Source organism: Nitratireductor sp. StC3 (assembly GCF_003015025.1).
Lineage (GTDB): Bacteria > Pseudomonadota > Alphaproteobacteria > Rhizobiales > Rhizobiaceae > Mangrovimarina > Mangrovimarina alexandrii.
The window spans coordinates 847003-863739 of the sequence record NZ_PYBP01000001.1; the positions used below are offsets into that span (position 1 = coordinate 847003).

Annotated in this window: 18 protein-coding genes; 9 read left to right on the plus strand and 9 right to left on the minus strand. The window is 65.0% G+C overall.

Translation table 11 applies throughout. The features are described from left to right. Window positions 1-153: 153 nt before the first annotated feature. The 3 genes from clpX to C7T96_RS04225 form a co-directional block, all read right to left on the minus strand. Window positions 154-1431, minus strand: coding sequence for an ATP-dependent Clp protease ATP-binding subunit ClpX (clpX, locus tag C7T96_RS04215; protein ID WP_106569871.1), 1278 nt, complete (start codon window positions 1429-1431; stop codon window positions 154-156). A 289-nt stretch (window positions 1432-1720) separates the two neighbouring features. Further along, on the minus strand, window positions 1721-2365 hold the full coding sequence (locus tag C7T96_RS04220; protein WP_106569872.1) for an ATP-dependent Clp protease proteolytic subunit: 645 nt from the start codon (window positions 2363-2365) through the stop codon (window positions 1721-1723). A gap of 135 nt (window positions 2366-2500) precedes the next feature. Continuing rightward, on the minus strand, window positions 2501-3604 hold the full coding sequence (locus C7T96_RS04225; protein ID WP_106570003.1) for an FAD-dependent oxidoreductase: 1104 nt from the start codon (window positions 3602-3604) through the stop codon (window positions 2501-2503). Between the two features lie 162 nt (window positions 3605-3766). On the opposite strand from C7T96_RS04225, the gene blaOXA reads away from it, so the two are divergent. Together blaOXA and C7T96_RS04235 are read left to right on the plus strand one after the other, a co-directional pair. After that, the gene (gene blaOXA / locus C7T96_RS04230; RefSeq protein ID WP_106569873.1) at window positions 3767-4576 is read left to right on the plus strand and encodes a class D beta-lactamase; all 810 of its coding nucleotides are present in this window, start codon (window positions 3767-3769) and stop codon (window positions 4574-4576) included. Window positions 4577-4674: 98 nt separating this feature from the next. Then, window positions 4675-5919, plus strand: coding sequence for a cytochrome P450 (locus C7T96_RS04235; protein WP_106570004.1), 1245 nt, complete (start codon window positions 4675-4677; stop codon window positions 5917-5919). 6 nt (window positions 5920-5925) lie between these two features. Here C7T96_RS04235 and C7T96_RS04240 read toward each other — a convergent pair whose 3' ends face one another. Further along, window positions 5926-6417 carry a MarR family transcriptional regulator gene (locus C7T96_RS04240; RefSeq protein ID WP_106569874.1) on the minus strand — a complete coding sequence of 164 codons (492 nt, stop codon included), beginning with the start codon at window positions 6415-6417 and terminating at the stop codon, window positions 5926-5928. A gap of 87 nt (window positions 6418-6504) precedes the next feature. Here C7T96_RS04240 and C7T96_RS04245 point away from each other — a divergent pair, with 87 nt between their 5' ends. Beyond that, the gene (locus C7T96_RS04245) at window positions 6505-7467 is read left to right on the plus strand and encodes a DMT family transporter (RefSeq protein WP_106569875.1); all 963 of its coding nucleotides are present in this window, start codon (window positions 6505-6507) and stop codon (window positions 7465-7467) included. Between the two features lie 714 nt (window positions 7468-8181). Here C7T96_RS04245 and C7T96_RS04250 read toward each other — a convergent pair. From C7T96_RS04250 to C7T96_RS04270, 5 genes are all read right to left on the minus strand, one after another. After that, complete coding sequence (locus C7T96_RS04250) at window positions 8182-9468, minus strand: O-acetylhomoserine aminocarboxypropyltransferase (RefSeq protein ID WP_106569876.1); 1287 nt, start codon at window positions 9466-9468, stop codon at window positions 8182-8184. A gap of 129 nt (window positions 9469-9597) precedes the next feature. Continuing rightward, window positions 9598-9981 carry a VOC family protein gene (locus C7T96_RS04255; RefSeq protein ID WP_106569877.1) on the minus strand — a complete coding sequence of 128 codons (384 nt, stop codon included), beginning with the start codon at window positions 9979-9981 and terminating at the stop codon, window positions 9598-9600. A gap of 33 nt (window positions 9982-10014) precedes the next feature. After that, window positions 10015-10620 carry a sigma factor gene (locus C7T96_RS04260; RefSeq protein WP_106569878.1) on the minus strand — a complete coding sequence of 202 codons (606 nt, stop codon included), beginning with the start codon at window positions 10618-10620 and terminating at the stop codon, window positions 10015-10017. 77 nt (window positions 10621-10697) lie between these two features. Further along, window positions 10698-11219 (minus strand): CoA-binding protein, encoded by a 522-nt coding sequence (locus C7T96_RS04265; protein WP_106569879.1) that lies wholly within the window; start codon window positions 11217-11219, stop codon window positions 10698-10700. Window positions 11220-11271: 52 nt separating this feature from the next. Further along, the gene (locus C7T96_RS04270; RefSeq protein ID WP_106569880.1) at window positions 11272-12096 is read right to left on the minus strand and encodes an enoyl-CoA hydratase; all 825 of its coding nucleotides are present in this window, start codon (window positions 12094-12096) and stop codon (window positions 11272-11274) included. A 134-nt stretch (window positions 12097-12230) separates the two neighbouring features. Between C7T96_RS04270 and C7T96_RS04275 the strand changes: the two genes are divergently transcribed. The 6 genes from C7T96_RS04275 (at window position 12231) to speB (ending at window position 16665) form a co-directional block, all read left to right on the plus strand. Further along, window positions 12231-13091, plus strand: a complete 861-nt coding sequence (locus C7T96_RS04275; RefSeq protein WP_106569881.1) for a crotonase/enoyl-CoA hydratase family protein — start codon at window positions 12231-12233, stop codon at window positions 13089-13091. A 13-nt stretch (window positions 13092-13104) separates the two neighbouring features. Beyond that, entirely contained in the window at window positions 13105-13896 is a 792-nt protein-coding gene (locus tag C7T96_RS04280; protein ID WP_106569882.1) for a GNAT family N-acetyltransferase, read from the plus strand. A gap of 15 nt (window positions 13897-13911) precedes the next feature. Then, window positions 13912-14355 (plus strand): PaaI family thioesterase, encoded by a 444-nt coding sequence (locus tag C7T96_RS04285; protein ID WP_106569883.1) that lies wholly within the window; start codon window positions 13912-13914, stop codon window positions 14353-14355. Window positions 14356-14647: 292 nt separating this feature from the next. Next, window positions 14648-15109, plus strand: a complete 462-nt coding sequence (gene rplM / locus C7T96_RS04290; protein ID WP_106569884.1) for a 50S ribosomal protein L13 — start codon at window positions 14648-14650, stop codon at window positions 15107-15109. Window position 15110: 1 nt separating this feature from the next. Further along, on the plus strand, window positions 15111-15599 hold the full coding sequence (rpsI, locus tag C7T96_RS04295; protein WP_106569885.1) for a 30S ribosomal protein S9: 489 nt from the start codon (window positions 15111-15113) through the stop codon (window positions 15597-15599). A 109-nt stretch (window positions 15600-15708) separates the two neighbouring features. Then, entirely contained in the window at window positions 15709-16665 is a 957-nt protein-coding gene (gene speB / locus C7T96_RS04300) for an agmatinase (RefSeq protein WP_106570005.1), read from the plus strand. Window positions 16666-16737 lie beyond the last annotated feature (72 nt).

The window sequence follows — 16737 nt, forward strand, 5'->3', positions numbered from 1 at the left end:
TCAAGGGCGGCCGGCCACCCAAGCACTGCGGCGCCACGACAAACGCAAAAGGTACGGAAACGGCACGAACCATTGCGGTCCGACGGCGCGTACGCGCCACCCTTTAGGCCCGGTCTGGAGGCCGAAACGGCGGCACGAGCCGCCACCGATCGGTCAGGCGCTGGCGTTGGCCTTTTCCTTTTTCGGCTCGGCGTAGATGTAGAGCGGCCGGGCCTTGCCGGTCACCACGTCCTCCGAGATCACGACTTCCTGAACGCCTTCCAGGGCCGGCAGCTCGAACATCGTGTCGAGCAGGATCGATTCCATGATCGAGCGCAGGCCGCGCGCGCCGGTTTTGCGCTCGATCGCCTTGCGGGCGATGGCGAGCAAGGCCGATTCATGGAAGGTCAGCTCGACATTTTCCATCTCGAACAGGCGCTGGTACTGCTTGACCAGCGCGTTCTTGGGCTCGCTGAGGATCTGGACCAATGCTTTTTCGTCGAGATCCTCCAGCGTCGCCAACACCGGCAGGCGGCCGACGAATTCGGGGATCAGTCCGAAGCGCAATAGGTCTTCCGGCTCGACCAGCCGGAACAGCTCGCCCGAGCGGCGATCTTCCGGCGAGGCCACTTCCGCGCCAAAACCGATCGAGGTCTTGCGGCCGCGATCGGAGATGATCTTGTCGAGGCCGGCGAAGGCGCCGCCGCAGATGAACAGGATGTTGGCGGTGTCGACCTGAAGAAATTCCTGTTGCGGATGTTTGCGGCCGCCCTGCGGCGGCACGGCGGCGACCGTGCCTTCCATGATCTTCAACAGCGCCTGCTGGACGCCCTCGCCCGACACGTCGCGGGTGATGGAGGGATTGTCCGACTTGCGCGAAATCTTGTCGATCTCGTCGATATAGACGATGCCGCGCTGGGCCCGCTCGACATTGTAGTCGGCGGACTGCAGAAGCTTCAGAATGATGTTTTCCACGTCCTCGCCGACATAACCCGCCTCCGTCAGCGTGGTGGCGTCGGCCATGGTGAAGGGCACGTCGATGATACGCGCCAGGGTCTGGGCCAAGAGCGTCTTGCCGCAGCCGGTGGGTCCGATCAGCAGGATGTTGGACTTCGACAGTTCAACGTCGTTGCCCTTGGAGGCGTGGGCCAGGCGCTTGTAATGATTGTGCACGGCGACCGACAGCACGCGCTTGGCGTGGCTCTGTCCGATGACGTAGTCGTCCAGGACCTCGATGATCTCCTGCGGGGTCGGTACGCCCTCGCGCGACTTCACCATCGAGGTCTTGTTCTCCTCGCGGATGATGTCCATGCACAGCTCGACGCATTCATCGCAGATGAACACGGTCGGGCCGGCGATCAGCTTGCGAACCTCATGCTGGCTTTTGCCGCAAAACGAGCAATAGAGCGTGTTCTTGGAATCGCCGCCACCGCTGCTGCTGACCTTGCTCATGCCTTCAGTCCTTTTCGGTCCTTCCCGGCAAGCGCCGGCGAGGAGGATATGTCTTTGGGAAACCGGGAGGACTTGTCGAACTCACCCGTTACCCCGTTCGACTACGAAACACACTTTGCGCGAAGCGGCAACAACTCGCCAAACCCCGCCCGAGGGTATTCCCCCGAAACTCAACATAGGCTTAACGTAGGGCCTCCCCCCGCAGGAGGGAACACCCGAATGTGACAGAATTGCCGCAGGATGTTTCAAAATTGCGTCAGGCGCGCGCTTTGGCGCGCGCCCTGCCAGGTCAGCCTTCAGGCTTGTCCTTGGCCTCGGTCTCGATCGCCGAGCGGCTGGCGATCACCTTGTCGACAAGGCCGAACTCGAGCGCCTCCTCCGCGGTCATGAAATGGTCGCGGTCGAGGGTCCGTTCTATGGTCTCGTAGTCCTGGCCCGTGTGCTTGACATAGACCTCGTTGAGACGGCGCTTGAGCTTGATGATGTCCTGGGCGTGACGCTCGATGTCTGAGGCCTGGCCCTGGAAGCCGCCTGAGGGCTGGTGCACCATGATGCGCGCATTGGGCGTGGCGAAACGCATGTCCTTGTGGCCGGCGCACAGCAGGAGCGAGCCCATCGAGGCGGCCTGGCCGATGCACAGCGTGGAGACCGCCGGCTTGATGAACTCCATCGTGTCGTAGATGGCCATGCCGCTCGTCACCACGCCGCCGGGCGAGTTGATGTAGAGCGAGATTTCCTTCTTCGGGTTTTCCGCCTCCAGAAACAGAAGCTGGGCGCATACCAGCGTGGCCATGCCGTCCTCGATCGGGCCGGTGATGAAGATGATGCGCTCCTTCAGAAGCCGCGAGAAAATGTCGTAGGCTCGTTCGCCACGATTGGTCTGCTCCACAACCATCGGAACGAGGTTCATCGCGGTCTCGACTGGGTCTTTCATCAGGTATCCCCCTTCCGGTAGCTGGATTGCGCCGGTGGCTTGATTCGGCAAGGCTCACTCCGCGCTAGATAAGGGGCCCGGTCCCGCTTTCGCAAGGCCGGGTGCGCCGCGCCCCCGGGAAACGGCCGGAATGGTTTACGCAGGCTCGGCCCGCAGCCCGGCGCGCAGACGGGAGAAATCGGGCCGCTCGACATGATCGGCCACGCGACGGCCGACATAGGCGCCGAACTTGTAGCCGTGGCCGGAACAGGCCGACACCACCAGGCAGCGGCCGCGCTCGGCGGCGAAGAAGGCCTCGTCCGGGGTAAAGGTATAGGCGCAGGTGACGACCGAGGAGACCCGATAGTCGGCGATGCGCGTCAACGGCGGTGCGAACAGGTCGCGGATCGCCTCGCCCTCGCCGGCCTCGGGCGTTCTCCGCGCGTCGGCGTCGGGCGAGGCGAAGCGGTGCAGGCCGGAGCCGAATTTCAACCCGCCATCGCCAGAGGGCGGGATGATGTAGCCGTCGGTGGCCCCGCCGACATCCAGCACGACGGGTGCGTCCGCCCAGGCGCCTGCCAGTTCAGCGGGCGGGTCGAGATAGACGACCGCCGTGCGGTAGACGGCCAGCGAGCCGGCCAGATCGGGGAAAAGCTTGGTCACCCAGGCGCCGGCGCAGACGACCACTTTCTGCGCGGTGAGCGTGCCACCGTCGGCCAGATGCACGCGGCCCTTGTCCTCGTCGACGGCGACGACACGGGTATGCTCGCGCACATCGACGCCTTTGTCGCGCAGCCAGCCCAGCAGGTCGGCGGCGATGCGCCGGCAGTGCAGCGCCCCGCCCTCAGGCGAGGCATAGGCGTAACGGATCGCGCCCGCGTCGAGAAACGGCCAACGCGCGGCCGCCTCGTCCGGCTGGAAAAGCGCGAACGGATAGCCGCCGGCCTTCAGGCCTTCGAGAAAATCCTCCGCCTCGTCGCCCTTTTGGCGCGACACGCACAGGAACCCGCGCGGATCGAGATGGCTGCGGCCGAGATCGGACCAAAGCGCGTCCCAGGCATCATAGGCCTCGGTAATGGCATCGCCGTAGCCGCTGACCGAGCCATAGGCGCGGCGGATGATGCGGTGATGGTCGCCGGAGGCGGCAAGCGGATTGGGGATCTGCCCCTGTTCGAGCACGGTGATGGCGTGGCCGCGCGCGGCAAGCGCCCAGGCCGTGCACAGACCGGCGATGCCGGCGCCGACGACGATGACCTGCATCCGTGCCTCCCCGACCGCGCCTCCGCCAGCCCTGTCGCCGACAAGCACGATCTGGATCGCTGATAGCGGCAAACGCGGCCCGGCGAAAGCCGCGACCTCCCGCTTCACTTGGCTTTAGCCCGCCCCGGTCCTTATTTCGAACAAACCTTGGAAAGGACCTCGATGATCCGCTCATGCCTGTTTTGCCTGTCGCTGCTGGCGGTCCTGGTCCCTTCGACGGCGTCGGCAAAAACGCTGTGCACGGTGATCGTCGATGCCGACACCGGTGCGCGCCTGCTGGAAGACGGCACGTGCGATCTACGTGCGACGCCGGCTTCCACGTTCAAGGTCGCGCTCGCCGTGATCGGGTTCGACGCCGGCTTCCTGACCGACATGAAAGCGCCGGTGCTCGCCTACCGGGAGGGAGAGGTCGACTGGGGCGGCGAAAACTGGCGGCGGCCGACGGAACCGACGCGCTGGCTGAAATATTCCGTCGTGTGGTATTCGCAACGCATCACGCGCGCGCTCGGCGAGGATGCGCTGACACGTTATGCGCGCGCTTTCGGCTACGGCAATGCCGATTTTTCCGGCGATCCCGGCAAGAATAACGGGCTCGAACGGGCCTGGATCAGCTCGTCTCTGGCCATTTCGCCCCTGGAGCAGGTGGCGTTCCTGCGCAAGCTCGTCACCGGACGCCTGCCCGTCAGCCAGGCCGCAATGGACAAGACGCTGCGGATCGTGGCGACGACCCAAACCGGCGGCTGGCGCGTTTCCGGCAAGACGGGCGGCGCCTACCCGCGCAAGGCGGACGGCAGTTTCGACCGGGCACGCGGTTTTGGCTGGTTCGTCGGCTGGGCTGTCCGCGGCGAGCGTCGCCTGGTCTTTGCCCGTCTGGCCCAGGACCAAACGCGCCAATCCGGCTCGCCCGGCATCCGGACCCGCGAAGCGTTCTTGAAGGCGTGGCCTTCGCTTGCCGCGACGATCGCCCCATAGACCGGTCGCCAGAACCGATCGCCGGGCATGCGCGCGCCGAGCTCTGGACCACAACACAAACATGGCGCCGAATGGCGGAGCTGGGCTATGGGGTGGGGATGAGCCTTGAGACCGCCCTTGTCGCCGGCGCCGACCTGACCCAGCGCCGGCTATCGCTTTCGCCACGCGACCCCGCCTTCGTCCAGGATCCGTACGGGGCCTATGGCTGGCTGCACGCCCATATGCCGGCCTTTTACTGGCAGGAATACGGGTTCTGGTGCTTTGCCGGCTTCGACGCGGTCAACCGGCTGCTGCGCGACCGGCGCTTCGGACGCGAAAACCGCTGGGGACCGCCGGCGATCGTCGGCGACGAACGCGCCCATCTCGCCGATTTCGATGCGGTGGAGGCACGCTCGCTGCTGGAGTTGGAACCACCGGCACACACAAGGCTGCGCAAGCTGGTCAACCGCGCCTTCGTCTCGCGCCAGGTCGAACGGCTGCGCCCGCGCGTCGAGCAGCTCGCGCATACGCTGATCGACCGTTTCGAGGCCGACGGCGAAGCCGATCTGCTCCCCGCCTTCGCCACCCCGATCCCGGTGACGGTGATCGCGGAGATGCTGGGCGTACCGGTCGAGATGGGCGACCGGCTGGTTGCGTGGTCGAACCGGATGGTGGCCATGTACACGCTGACCCAGGACCGCCGGACCGAAGAGGAGGCCAACCGCGCGGCACGCGATTTCGCCGCCTTCCTGCGCGGCTATGTCCGCGAGCGGCGCGAGGCACCGGGCGACGATCTCTTGAGCCTGTTGATCGAGGCCAGCGCGGACGGCGAGCAGCTCGACGAGGACGAATTGATCTCGTCGGTGATCCTGTTGTTGAACGCCGGCCACGAGGCGACCGTGCACCAGACCGGCAACGCGGTGCGCACGCTGCTGGCCGAGGGCGGCGATCCACGCCGGTTTTTCGAAACGCCGGAGGCAACGGCGGCCACGGTCGAGGAATGCCTGCGGATCGACGCGCCGCTGCACATGTTTACCCGCTACGCCTACGAGACGGTGGAGATCGAGCCCGGCATCACGGTGGAACCGGGCGAGCGCATCGGTCTGCTGCTGGGGGCGGCCAATTGCGATCCTGCCGCCTTTTCGGCGCCGCGCCGCTTCGACCCGGCGCGCACCGACCAGAAGAACGTCACTTTCGGGGCCGGCATTCATTTCTGCATCGGCGCGCCGCTCGCCCGGCTCGAGCTCCAGGTCGGGCTCAAGGTGCTGTTCGACCGGCTGCCCGGCCTCCGGCTGGCCGAGACGCCGCGCTATCGCGACATCTATCATTTCCACGGTCTGGAGCGGCTGAACGTACGCTTTTAGCGCCGTTCACCTTTCGGGAAGACCTGCCAGCAATTTGGCAAGCAGGGCGTCGAGTTCCTCCTGCTCGGCGCGGCTGAGGGCCGCAACGACCCTGGCCTCGTTCTCGACATGGGCGCTCACCGCCTCGTCGATCAGCGCCCTGCCCTTTTCGGTCAGGCCCGCTTGCAGGGCGCGGCGGTCGCGCGGGTCGGGCGCGCGGGCGATCAAACCCTTGCCTTCCAACCGGTCGAGCCGGCTGGTCATGGTGCCAGAGGTGACCATGGTGGCCGTATAGAGCTCGGTCGGGCTCAGCGCATAGGGCGGGCCGGCGCGGCGCAGGGTCGCCAGCACGTCGAAATCGCCGGCCTGGAGCCCGAACCGGGCGAAAACCGGGTCGAGATGATCGCGCGCGATCGCGCGGGCGGCGATCGCGATCCGGCCGAGAACCGCCATCGGCAGGGTATCGAGATCGGGACGTTCGCGCTGCCATTGCGCGATGGCGAGAGTGACGCGATCCAATCTTTTTTCTCCTATTTGACTTGACGAAAAGTATCTTGATACAAAGATAAATGTCAACCGATACCGACCAGAACCGGACCACACGCCATGCCCCCTCCCGCCACACCCCGCTCAGCCCCGCTGCTCGCGTTCGGCCTGCTGGTCGTCGTTGGCCTGTTCATCGGCCTGACGGCCAATCTGGTCAAGCTCGCGACGGCAGCCGGCGCGACGCCCTTCGCCTTGCTGTTTTGGTCCACGCTCGGCGCCGGCCTGGTGCTGGCCGCGGCCGCCGCGCTCGCCGGCCAGTTGCCACGCGCAGGCCGCCGCACCGGCGAATATTTTTTCATGTCGGGCCTGCTCAGCCTGGCGCTGCCGAATTTTTTGATCTTTTCGGCCGTGCCGCATGTCGGCGCCGGGTTCGCCGCAATCTCCTTCGCGTTTCCGCCGCTCTATACCTATGCGCTGGCGATCGCGTTCGGCCTGGAACGGTTCCGCGCGATACGCGGCGCGGGCATCCTGGCGGCACTGGTCGGCGTCGTGTTCCTGGCCGCCGCCAAGACGATGAGCGGCGACAGCGCGCCGATATGGATCGCGGCGACGCTGCTGGCCCCGGTCATCATCGCCGCCGGCAATATTTACCGCACCATGCGCTGGCCGCAGGGCGCTGGTTCGCTGTCATTGGCGCCAGGCATGTTATTGGGCGCGGCCTTGCTGCTTGGCCTTGCAAGCCTGGCCGCCACGATCCCGCTTTCGCTCCCGGCAACGCCGGCCGTGCTCGGCACGCTGGCTGCCCAGATCGCGACGTTTTCGGCGATGTATCTGCTTTATTTCGTGCTGCAAAAAGTCGCCGGCCCGGTCTATCTCAGCCAAATCGGCTCGGTGGGCGCAATCAGCGGCGCTGCGGTGGCGATCTTGGTTCTGGACGAGAGCGTGCCGCAATGCCTGCTGCCGGCCGCCCTTCTGATCGGCGTCGGGATTTTTCTGCTGTCCAAGCGCTCCGGGCCGACCGACACGCCGCCCCCGCGCAACCGGCCCGTTTCAAGCGCAACGCCGTGTCGCACGACAGGTTGAGCGCGGCGTAGACAATGGATCGGAACAGGAGTTCAGCGGGCAAAAGACGCACGGATCGCGGCCGACGACGTCCCGCTCCGAGACAGAACGAGCCCTTGAACGGCCAAGCCGGTCCGCAGACAAGGAAAGCACTGGGATCGCTCCCAGTGCCTCCCTGTTCGGATCAGCGTTCATCTTGCCTCTGGTCCGAAGACCATCCGCCAAGCGGTACCGCTGAACCGGACGATTTCGGCAACGGCGTTTCCCGAAGGATTTCCCTTCCCGAAACCCGCCCGCAGCCCACAAGGACCTGCAAGCACGCCATCGAAGGACTTGACCGGCCTTCACGGCAGCATCGGTTCCGCTTTCCGCGTTCCAGACCGCTTTCAGCGGGTCCGCGGGACCCTGGCTCCGCATCGTCTGGCGGGTCGCCCCGCCGTCCCATCCGGGCCAGCACGGGCTCAGGTTTGCCTTTCGGTTTTCCCCGCGGTCCGGGCGGGACGTCCAAGCACCTGAGATGACCTCACGCTATGCCTGCCGCGCGGGCGCGACAAGGTTTGACCACCTGTGGAAAACGGGGATCAAGGGGAAAACTTGCAAGAATTTGCGCGATGGACCCTCCGCGCGCAATCTTCCCGGCCATCGATGGGCTTTCCGGCAACATCTTGCGTCGACGGCATCGCAATCGGCCTGCATGACCGGCGACGAACGCCGCCGGTCCTTTTCTCCTTGCGGTCAGCCGGCCTTGGCGAACGCCTGGTCGAGATCGGCAATGATGTCGTCGGCGTCCTCGATGCCGATCGAAAGCCGCACCACATCGGGGCCTGCGCCGGCGGCGGTCTGCTGCTCGTCCGACAATTGCTTGTGGGTGGTCGAAGCCGGATGGATGATCAGCGAGCGAACGTCGCCGATATTGGCCAGGTGCGAGAACAGCTCGACATTTTCGACCACTTTCACGCCGGCGTCGAAACCGCCCTTCAGCCCGAAGGTAAACACTGCGCCGGCGCCCTTGGGCGAATATTTCTTCATCAGCGCATGATTGGGGTCGGACGGCAGGCCGGGATAGGATACCCAGTCGACCAGCGGGTGTTTTTCCAGCCATTCGGCAACCTTCAGGGCGTTGTCGCAGTGACGCTGCATCCGCAACGCCAGCGTCTCGATGCCCTGCAGCAGCAAGAACGCGTTGAAGGGCGAGATCGACGGCCCAAAATCGCGCAAGCCGAGCACCCGGCAGGCGATCGCGAAGGCGAAATTGCCGAACGTTTCGTGCAGCACCATGCCAGCATATTCCGGCCGCGGTTCCGACAGCATCGGGTAATTGCCGGATTTGGACCAGTCGAACGTGCCGCCGTCGACGATCGCCCCGCCCATGGAATTGCCGTGGCCGCCCATGAACTTGGTCAGGGAATGCACGACGATGTCAGCGCCGTGTTCGATCGGCCGCAGCAGGTAGGGCGAGGCCATGGTGTTGTCGACGATCAGCGGCAGGCCGTGCTTGCGCGCAATGTCGCCGATCTTTTCCAGATCGACGAACTTGCCGCCGGGATTGGCCAGGCTTTCGACGAAGATCGCCCGCGTCTTGTCGTCGATCAGGCCGTCAAAGCTTTCCGGCTCGTCGGTATCGGCCCAGCGCACTTCCCAGCCGAAATTCTTGAAGGCGTGGCCGAACTGGTTGATGGAGCCGCCATAAAGCTTGTTGGCGGAAACGAAATTGTCGCCCGGCCGCATGAGGGTGTGGAACACCAGCAACTGGGCGGCGTGGCCGGAGGCGGTGGCGAGCGCGGCGGTGCCGCCTTCGAGCGCGGCGATGCGCTCCTCGAGCACGGCCTGGGTCGGGTTCATGATGCGGGTGTAGATGTTGCCGAACGCCTTCAGCCCGAACAAGGAGGCGGCGTGGTCGACGTCGTCGAAGACGAAGGAGGTGGTCTGGTAGATCGGCGTGGCGCGCGCGCCGGTTGCCGGATCCGGCTGCGCGCCGGCATGGATGGCAAGAGTATCGAATCCGGGCGTGCGCTGAACCATTTATTATCTCCCTGAATGGATGTGCGCGCCATACATCGCAAAGGGAGGGCGGCTTGGCAAAGCAGAAATTTGCGTGGCGCGTGAGCATCCGGGATCAAACCCGTCGCCGCAAGCCGCCCTTTCGGTTGACTATTTTCGCGAACGGGGCTTTTCGGCCGCCTGGTAGAGGCCGAGACCGAAGCCGTCGGGGTCCTGAAAGTCGGCGCTCCATCCTCCGGGTGCCTCTTCGACCGGGGTCACGATGGTTACTCCCTGTTCGGCGAGCGCTGCGACGATGTCGTCGATGCCGCCGTCCTCGAGGTCGAAGACCAGCGCCGGCGTGTTGCCGCGACTGGCCTCCATCTCGAAAAAGACCATGTCGAGACCGCTATCCAGCGTGCCTTGCAGCCAGAAGGGTTCGGCCCCCTCCTGCCGGACCAGCCCCAGCCCGAGGACGTCGTTGTAGAAAGCTTCCGTGCGGACGATATCCGAGACGTAGAAGACGATCGAAGCGCGATGCGGTTTGGGCAGCATGTTCGGGAGTTCCTTGTTGGTGACGTGATACGCCTATCGTTGCCGCGCCCGCGACTTTTGTGAGCGCCGGATCAGAAAAACGTGCCCGTCCGGATCATGGCTGGCGAAATCACCGTTCTTACGCGCCAGATAGGGCCGCAATCCCTGCCTTATGCGTCCGTACGGCAGATCGAGGCTGAGACCGGGCAGTCCGCCCGGCAGCCGGCTGCCGCTTTGTGCGAGCGCCTTTCTGAGCGCCGAGACGCGCTGGCGCACCGCAGTGTCGGTGAGCCCGAGCAGGTAGGCGATCTCGCGCCGTGTGTGGCCCGACAGCGCCAGCGCGGCGACGACGCGCAGCGATTTCGGCAGGGCGGACGGAATGGGCGCGTCGGTCCCGGCATCATCATGCGCCGGCTCAGCTTGCTGCTGCCATTGCGCCTCGCGGATTTTTCGCCGCATGGCGCTGCGCGCGTCAAACGCGGCGCGGTTGCGGATCGCCCCGGCGATCCATCGCCGGTTTTCCGGCTTCGACATGTCGATCCGACCGACCGCAAAGGCGGAGAGAAGCACCTCCTGGACAATGTCTTCTGCTTCGTCGGGGCGACGCGCATGGCGCCGTGCGGCCTCCAGAAGCGTGGTATAGTGGCGTGCATGATTCATGCGTGTAAGCCTTGGTGCGGATTGCCGGAAACTACGCCCCTGCCGCCCCTGCCGCCCCGCGCCGCAAGGCTGGCGCGCTATCGCTTGACGATGCCAAAACTCTGGTAGCCGTCGCGCATCAGCGGTTTTTTGGCCGAAATCACGCGGCTGTTGACGCCGTTCCAGCCGATTTCGCCGGAAAGTCGCGCATATTCGATCTTCGGACAGCGATCCATCACCACCTTGATGCCGGCCGCCTCCGCGCGCGCGGCGGCCTCATCGTGACTTACGGTGAGCTGCATCCAGATCACTTTCGGCAACGGGTTAAGCGCAAGCGCCTCCTCGACGATGCCGGGCACGGCATCGCTGGCGCGAAAAATGTCGACCATGTCGATCGGCTCGGGAATGTCGGCGAGACGTGCAAAAACCGGCCGACCGAGAATGGTGCCGCCGGCCTTGCCGGGATTGACCGGGAAGACCGTGTAACCCTTGTCGATCAGATATTTGGTCACGAAAAAGGACGGTCTGACATCGTTGGCCGAGGCGCCGACGATGGCGACGGATTTCACCGCGTTGAGAATATCGGCGATATAGGCGTTGTCGTATGCGTCGTGGTTCATGCCATGCCTGTGCCGGAAGCGGCGGGATCGATCAAGCCCGGGCGCGCCATCGCTACTTGCCCGTCCACTCGGGATCGCGCTTGTCGAAGAAGGCGTCGAGGCCTTCTTCGGAGTCGCGGGTCATGAAACCATCGACCATGACGGCGGACGCGTAGTCATAGGCCTCCGACAGGCGCATGTCAGCCTGTTCGTAGAAGGCGCGCTTGCCGCGGGCGATCGCCACCGGCGATTTGGAGGCGATGGCGGCGGCGTATTTCGCCACCACCTGGTCGAGATACTCCTCCGGCACGACCCGGTTGACGAGGCCGAACTCGCGCGCGGTCGCCGCGTCGATCATCTCGCCGGTCAGGAGCATCTCCATGGCGTGCTTGCGCGACAAATTGCGCGACAGCGCCACCATCGGCGTGGAGCAGAAGCCGCCCAGATTGACGCCGGGCGTGCAGAAACGCGCCGTTTCGGAGGCGATCGCCAGGTCGCAGCTCGCGACGAGCTGGCAGCCGGCGGCCGTCGCCACGCCGCCGACTTTGGCGATCACGGGCATGGGCAGGCGCACCACCGTCTTCATCATCTCCGAACAGCGCCGGAACAGTTCTTCCAGAAAGATCCGGCCACGGTCGGGATCGCGCCGGTGCGCGGCCATCTCCTTGAGATCGTGACCGGCGCAAAAGATCTTGCCGGTCGCGGCAAGCACCACGACCCGCACGGCCCGGTCCTCGCGCGCCGCCAGCAGCGCCTCGTGCAGCGCGGCGATCATCTCCGTCGACAGGGCGTGCGCGGGCGGATTGGCCAGGGTCAGCGTCATGACGCCGTCGCTGGTCGCCACGTCGAGCAGCCCGTCGGACGCTTCGCTGCTCGCGAGGTTCACGATCTCGGCCATCGGCCACCTCCCTTTTCATCCTGTTGATCGCTGTTCGTCAGCCATGACTATCATGCCGGGGCTTGAAGATCAGCCGGGAAACGGCAATTGTGATTGACGTTTACGAAAACGGAAGAGACGTTGGGGAGGAGCGGATGGCGAGAGTTCTGTATGAAAAGGACGGGCGCATCGCCCGCATCACGCTCAACCGGCCGGACGTGCTCAACGCCATCGACGACGACTTGCCGCGCGAACTGGCAGAATGCGTGGCGCGCGCCAATGACGAGCCGGGCGTGCACGTCATCGTGCTTGCCGGCGCCGGGCGCGCCTTCTGCGCCGGATTCGATCTCGCCTACTATGCCGAGGCGGCCGGCGGCGACGGCAATGCGGTGACCCAGGATATGCCATGGGACCCGATGAAGGATTACGCCTTCATGATGCGCAACACGGAACTGTTCATGTCGCTGTGGCGCAGCCACCGGCCGGTGCTGTGCAAGGTGCACGGCTTCGCGGTCGCCGGCGGCTCCGACATCGCGCTGTGCGCGGACATGATCGTGATGGCCGAGGACGCCGAGATCGGCTACATGCCGGTGCGGGTCTGGGGCTGTCCGACCACGGCGATGTGGGTCTACCGGCTGGGGCCGGAACGCGCCAAGCGCATGCTTTTTACCGGCGACCGGATCACCGGCAGCGAGGCCGAGCGGCTCGGCCTGGTGCTCAAGGCGGTGCCGGCCGACCGGCTCGACGACGAGGTCGACGCACTCGCCGAACGCATGGCGGGCGTACCGGTCAACCAGTTGATGATGCAGAAGCTGGTGGTGAACCAGGCGATCGAGGCGATGGGTCTGAAGCAGACGCAGATGTTCGCCACGCTCTTCGACGGCATCACCCGCCATTCGCCGGAAGGGCTCAATTTCAAACATCGCGCCGAAGAGACCGGCTGGAAACAGGCGGTGCGCGAACGCGATCTCGGCACGTTCGACTGGACCGAGAACCGGCCGATCAATCCAAAATAGGAGGCCCGGTCCGATGAGCGGCTATGTCGGCGACGAAAATCAGCGCCTCCTTCAGCAACGCGCGGAACTCGACTACGACTGGACGATGAACACGCCGGGCGCATGCAATATGGGACGGTTGATCGGAACCGACGATCCAGAGCAGCTGGGCGCGGTCGAGATTGCCAGGGTGCTGGAACGCGACGGGGCGTTCGCGTTCCGCATGATCGTACCCGACACGGCCAAACAGACGAGCCTGCAGATGGCGCAACTGGGCTACCATGTCGCTTACTGGGACATGTTCAGTGCCGACGCACACACTGCCCTTCAAGGGAGCGAGGCCGTGTTGGACGGCGCGCGCGCCAGCGATGTCACAGTCGTGCGGCTTGACGCAGATGCGGACGACGCGGAGGCAGCGCGCTTTCAACGGCTGATGCACGAGAACGGTATCACCCCGTTCTCGGCCTCGTTCCTACGGGGAAATTTCGGACATGCCGTGACGGTCGGGCTGGAGGACGCGTCCGGCGTCTTGCTCGCCTGCGGCCATGCGTATCTCCCGCACAATCGCTTCAGCCGGTATGCGCGCCACGCCTGGTGCGGGCTTATCGCCGTGGCGGCGGCAGCCCGGCGCCGAGGCCTGGGAACGCTGGTCAACGCGATATCGGTTCGAGACGCGGTAAGAACGCTGGGAGCCACGCATATCTACGAGTTCGTTTCACCAACCAACACGGCATCCCGACGGATGGTCGAAGCCTGCGGGCTCACGCCGAATACCGGGCTGCAAGGCGGTATCGCGACCCGCGGACAAGCGCGCTTCACCCGCTAGAGCCAGGAGCAGCCAATGACGATCCACGAACCGAAACTCGACGCCGACCAGATCAACGCGCTGTTGCGACGCGCCTATCCGCAACTCAATGCCGAATTTTCCGATTATGTCACGCTCGAGGTGTTCGCCGGCGGCTGCACCGTCAGGCTCAATGCGAACGAACGCCATTTGCGGCCGGGCGACACGGTCTCGGGTCCGTCCCTGTTCACGCTCGCCGACATTGGCGGTTATGTGTGCGTGCTTTCGCATGCGGGCCCCGACGCGCTGTCGGTGACGACCAATCTCAACATCAATTTCGTGCGCAAGGCGCCGGCCGGCCCGATCGACGGCCATTGCCGCATCATCAAGCTGGGCCGGAACCTGATGGTGTTCGAGGTCGACATGAAGGCAGGCGCGGACGGGCTGACGGTGGCGCACGCCACCGGCACCTATTCGATCCCGCCGAAACGGGACGGTTGACGAACCCCGAACACCGCCACCGAGCCCTAACGAGGCGTCCTCGCCCCCGTTCAACGCTGAGAATAATGTGGTATTTTAATACCGTATTTTTAACCTATTGATTTTACTGTTATAATTTTGAAGGCCGTTGTTGAAATCCCTTGACCGGATCGTTTGCGGCGTTTATGGGAACGCGCGGTCACATCGAGGATCTGTCGACGCGACCCGTTTTGCCGGCCGGCCTTGGCCTGCCCGGCAATCGAAGCAACAAGAAACGCCTTCGCCAGCGAAGGTCATTTTGGAAACCGGAACCATGAAAACATTTTCGCAGAAGCCTGCGGACGTGACCAAGAAGTGGGTGCTGATCGACGCCGAAGGTCTCGTCGTCGGCCGCCTCGCCTCGATCGTCGCCAACCGCCTGCGCGGCAAACACAAGCCGAGCTTCACCCCGCATGTCGACGACGGCGACAACGTCATCGTCATCAATGCCGACAAGGTGGCGCTGACCGGCCGCAAATATACCGACAAGACCTATTACTGGCACACCGGCCATCCCGGCGGCATCAAGGAGCGCACCGCGCGCCAGTTGCTCGAGGGCCGCTTTCCCGAGCGTGTCATCGAAAAGGCCGTCGAACGCATGATCCCGCGCGGCCCGCTCGGCCGTCGCCAGATGAAGAACCTGCGCGTCTATGCCGGCACCGACCATCCGCATGTCGCCCAGCAGCCGGAGACGCTCGACGTCGCCGCGCTCAACCGCAAGAACAAGAGGGCCTGATATGGCTGAGCTCAACTCGCTCGAAGAACTCGGCGCCGCCACCGGCGCTGTCGCCACGACGGAAGAGCCGCAAGCGCCGGTTCACGTCCAGAAGCTCGACGACCAGGGCCGCGCCTATGCCACCGGCAAGCGCAAGGACGCGATCGCGCGCGTCTGGGTCAAGCCGGGTTCCGGCAAGATCACGGTCAACGACAAGGACTTCGACAAATATTTCGCGCGCCCGGTGCTGCAGATGATCCTGCGCCAGCCGATCGTCGCCACCAACCGCGACGGCCAGTACGACATCGTCGCCACCGTCACCGGCGGCGGGCTTTCGGGCCAGGCCGGCGCGGTTCGCCACGGCATCTCCAAGGCGCTGACCCATTATGAGCCGACGCTGCGCGGTACGCTCAAGAAGGGCGGCTTCCTGACCCGCGACAGCCGCGTGGTCGAGCGCAAGAAATACGGCAAGCGCAAGGCCCGCCGGTCGTTCCAGTTCTCGAAGCGCTGATCTTCGCAACTGGTTTCAGATGCAAAAGCGGGCCTTCGGGTCCGCTTTTTTGTTGCGCCGACGTTACCGAGCCACGATAGCTTGCTTCGACATCAGCAAGGAGCCCGCCATGCCCGCATCCTCGATCGACCATGCTTTCACAGCCCGCTCCAACCGGGGTGCGGCCGGCGATCCGACCTATGCCGGGGCGCTGTCGTTCATGCGCCGCCGCTACACGAAAAACCTCAAGGGCGCCGACGCGGTGGTGTGGGGCATCCCCTTCGACGCCGCCGTCACCAACCGCCCCGGCGCGCGCTTCGGCCCGCAGGCGATCCGGCGCGCGGCGGCGATCTTCGACAACGACCCGCAATATCCGTTCGCGCGCGACCTGTTCGCCGAACTGGCCGTGATCGACTACGGCGACTGCCTGCTCGACAACGGCAATCATCAAAAAACCCCGGCCACGATCGAGCGCGAGGCGAAAAAGCTGCTCAAGTCCTGTGCGTTCCTGCTTTCGCTGGGCGGCGACCATTTCGTCACCTGGCCGCTCTTGAAGGCACACGCCGCGCAACACGGACCGCTCGCGCTGGTTCAGTTCGATGCGCATCAGGATACCTGGTTCGACGACGGCAAGCGCATCGATCACGGCTCCTTCGTCGGCCGCGCGGTGCGCGACGGCGTGATCGATCCCGAGCGCTCGATCCAGATCGGCATCCGCACCCACGCGCCGCAGGATTGCGGCATCCGGATCCTTTACGGCCACGAGATCGACGAAATGCGCGCCGACGAGATCGCCTATCAGATCGCCGAGCGCACCGGCGGACGCAAGGTCTACATCACCTTCGACATCGACTGCCTGGATCCGGCCTACGCGCCCGGCACCGGCACGCCGGTTGCGGGCGGCCCCTCCTCCGCCAAGATGCTGTCGGTGTTACGCCAGCTCGGCCAGCTCGACATCGTCGGCGCCGACATCGTGGAGGTCTCGCCGCCCTACGACCATGCCGACATCACCGCGATCGCCGGGGCGACGGTGGCCCAGCATTATCTGGGACTGCTGGCCGAACGAAAGGCGCGGGAACAAGCATAGGCACAGCCGGTGCAACGCCCCGGCCCTGATCCGGCGCGCGAAGGCGTTGATGCGCTGAGTCAAACGCCTCGG

Bases quoted from the DNA above. Each gene is read 5' to 3' on its own strand.
- C7T96_RS04245 (WP_106569875.1), top strand. From the start codon at position 6,505: ATGCCCCCTCCCGCCACACCCCGCTCAGCCCCGCTGCTCGCGTTCGGC.
- C7T96_RS04225 (WP_106570003.1), bottom strand. From the start codon at position 3,604: ATGCAGGTCATCGTCGTCGGCGCCGGCATCGCCGGTCTGTGCACGGCC.
- C7T96_RS04270 (WP_106569880.1), bottom strand. From the start codon at position 12,096: ATGGCCGAGATCGTGAACCTCGCGAGCAGCGAAGCGTCCGACGGGCTG.
- speB (WP_106570005.1), top strand. From the start codon at position 15,709: ATGCCCGCATCCTCGATCGACCATGCTTTCACAGCCCGCTCCAACCGG.
- C7T96_RS04250 (WP_106569876.1), bottom strand. From the start codon at position 9,468: ATGGTTCAGCGCACGCCCGGATTCGATACTCTTGCCATCCATGCCGGC.
- C7T96_RS04275 (WP_106569881.1), top strand. From the start codon at position 12,231: ATGGCGAGAGTTCTGTATGAAAAGGACGGGCGCATCGCCCGCATCACG.
- clpX (WP_106569871.1), bottom strand. From the start codon at position 1,431: ATGAGCAAGGTCAGCAGCAGCGGTGGCGGCGATTCCAAGAACACGCTC.
- blaOXA (WP_106569873.1), top strand. From the start codon at position 3,767: ATGATCCGCTCATGCCTGTTTTGCCTGTCGCTGCTGGCGGTCCTGGTC.
- rpsI (WP_106569885.1), top strand. From the start codon at position 15,111: ATGGCTGAGCTCAACTCGCTCGAAGAACTCGGCGCCGCCACCGGCGCT.
- C7T96_RS04260 (WP_106569878.1), bottom strand. From the start codon at position 10,620: ATGAATCATGCACGCCACTATACCACGCTTCTGGAGGCCGCACGGCGC.
- C7T96_RS04235 (WP_106570004.1), top strand. From the start codon at position 4,675: ATGAGCCTTGAGACCGCCCTTGTCGCCGGCGCCGACCTGACCCAGCGC.
- C7T96_RS04285 (WP_106569883.1), top strand. From the start codon at position 13,912: ATGACGATCCACGAACCGAAACTCGACGCCGACCAGATCAACGCGCTG.
- C7T96_RS04220 (WP_106569872.1), bottom strand. From the start codon at position 2,365: ATGAAAGACCCAGTCGAGACCGCGATGAACCTCGTTCCGATGGTTGTG.
- rplM (WP_106569884.1), top strand. From the start codon at position 14,648: ATGAAAACATTTTCGCAGAAGCCTGCGGACGTGACCAAGAAGTGGGTG.
- C7T96_RS04280 (WP_106569882.1), top strand. From the start codon at position 13,105: ATGAGCGGCTATGTCGGCGACGAAAATCAGCGCCTCCTTCAGCAACGC.
- C7T96_RS04265 (WP_106569879.1), bottom strand. From the start codon at position 11,219: ATGAACCACGACGCATACGACAACGCCTATATCGCCGATATTCTCAAC.
- C7T96_RS04255 (WP_106569877.1), bottom strand. From the start codon at position 9,981: ATGCTGCCCAAACCGCATCGCGCTTCGATCGTCTTCTACGTCTCGGAT.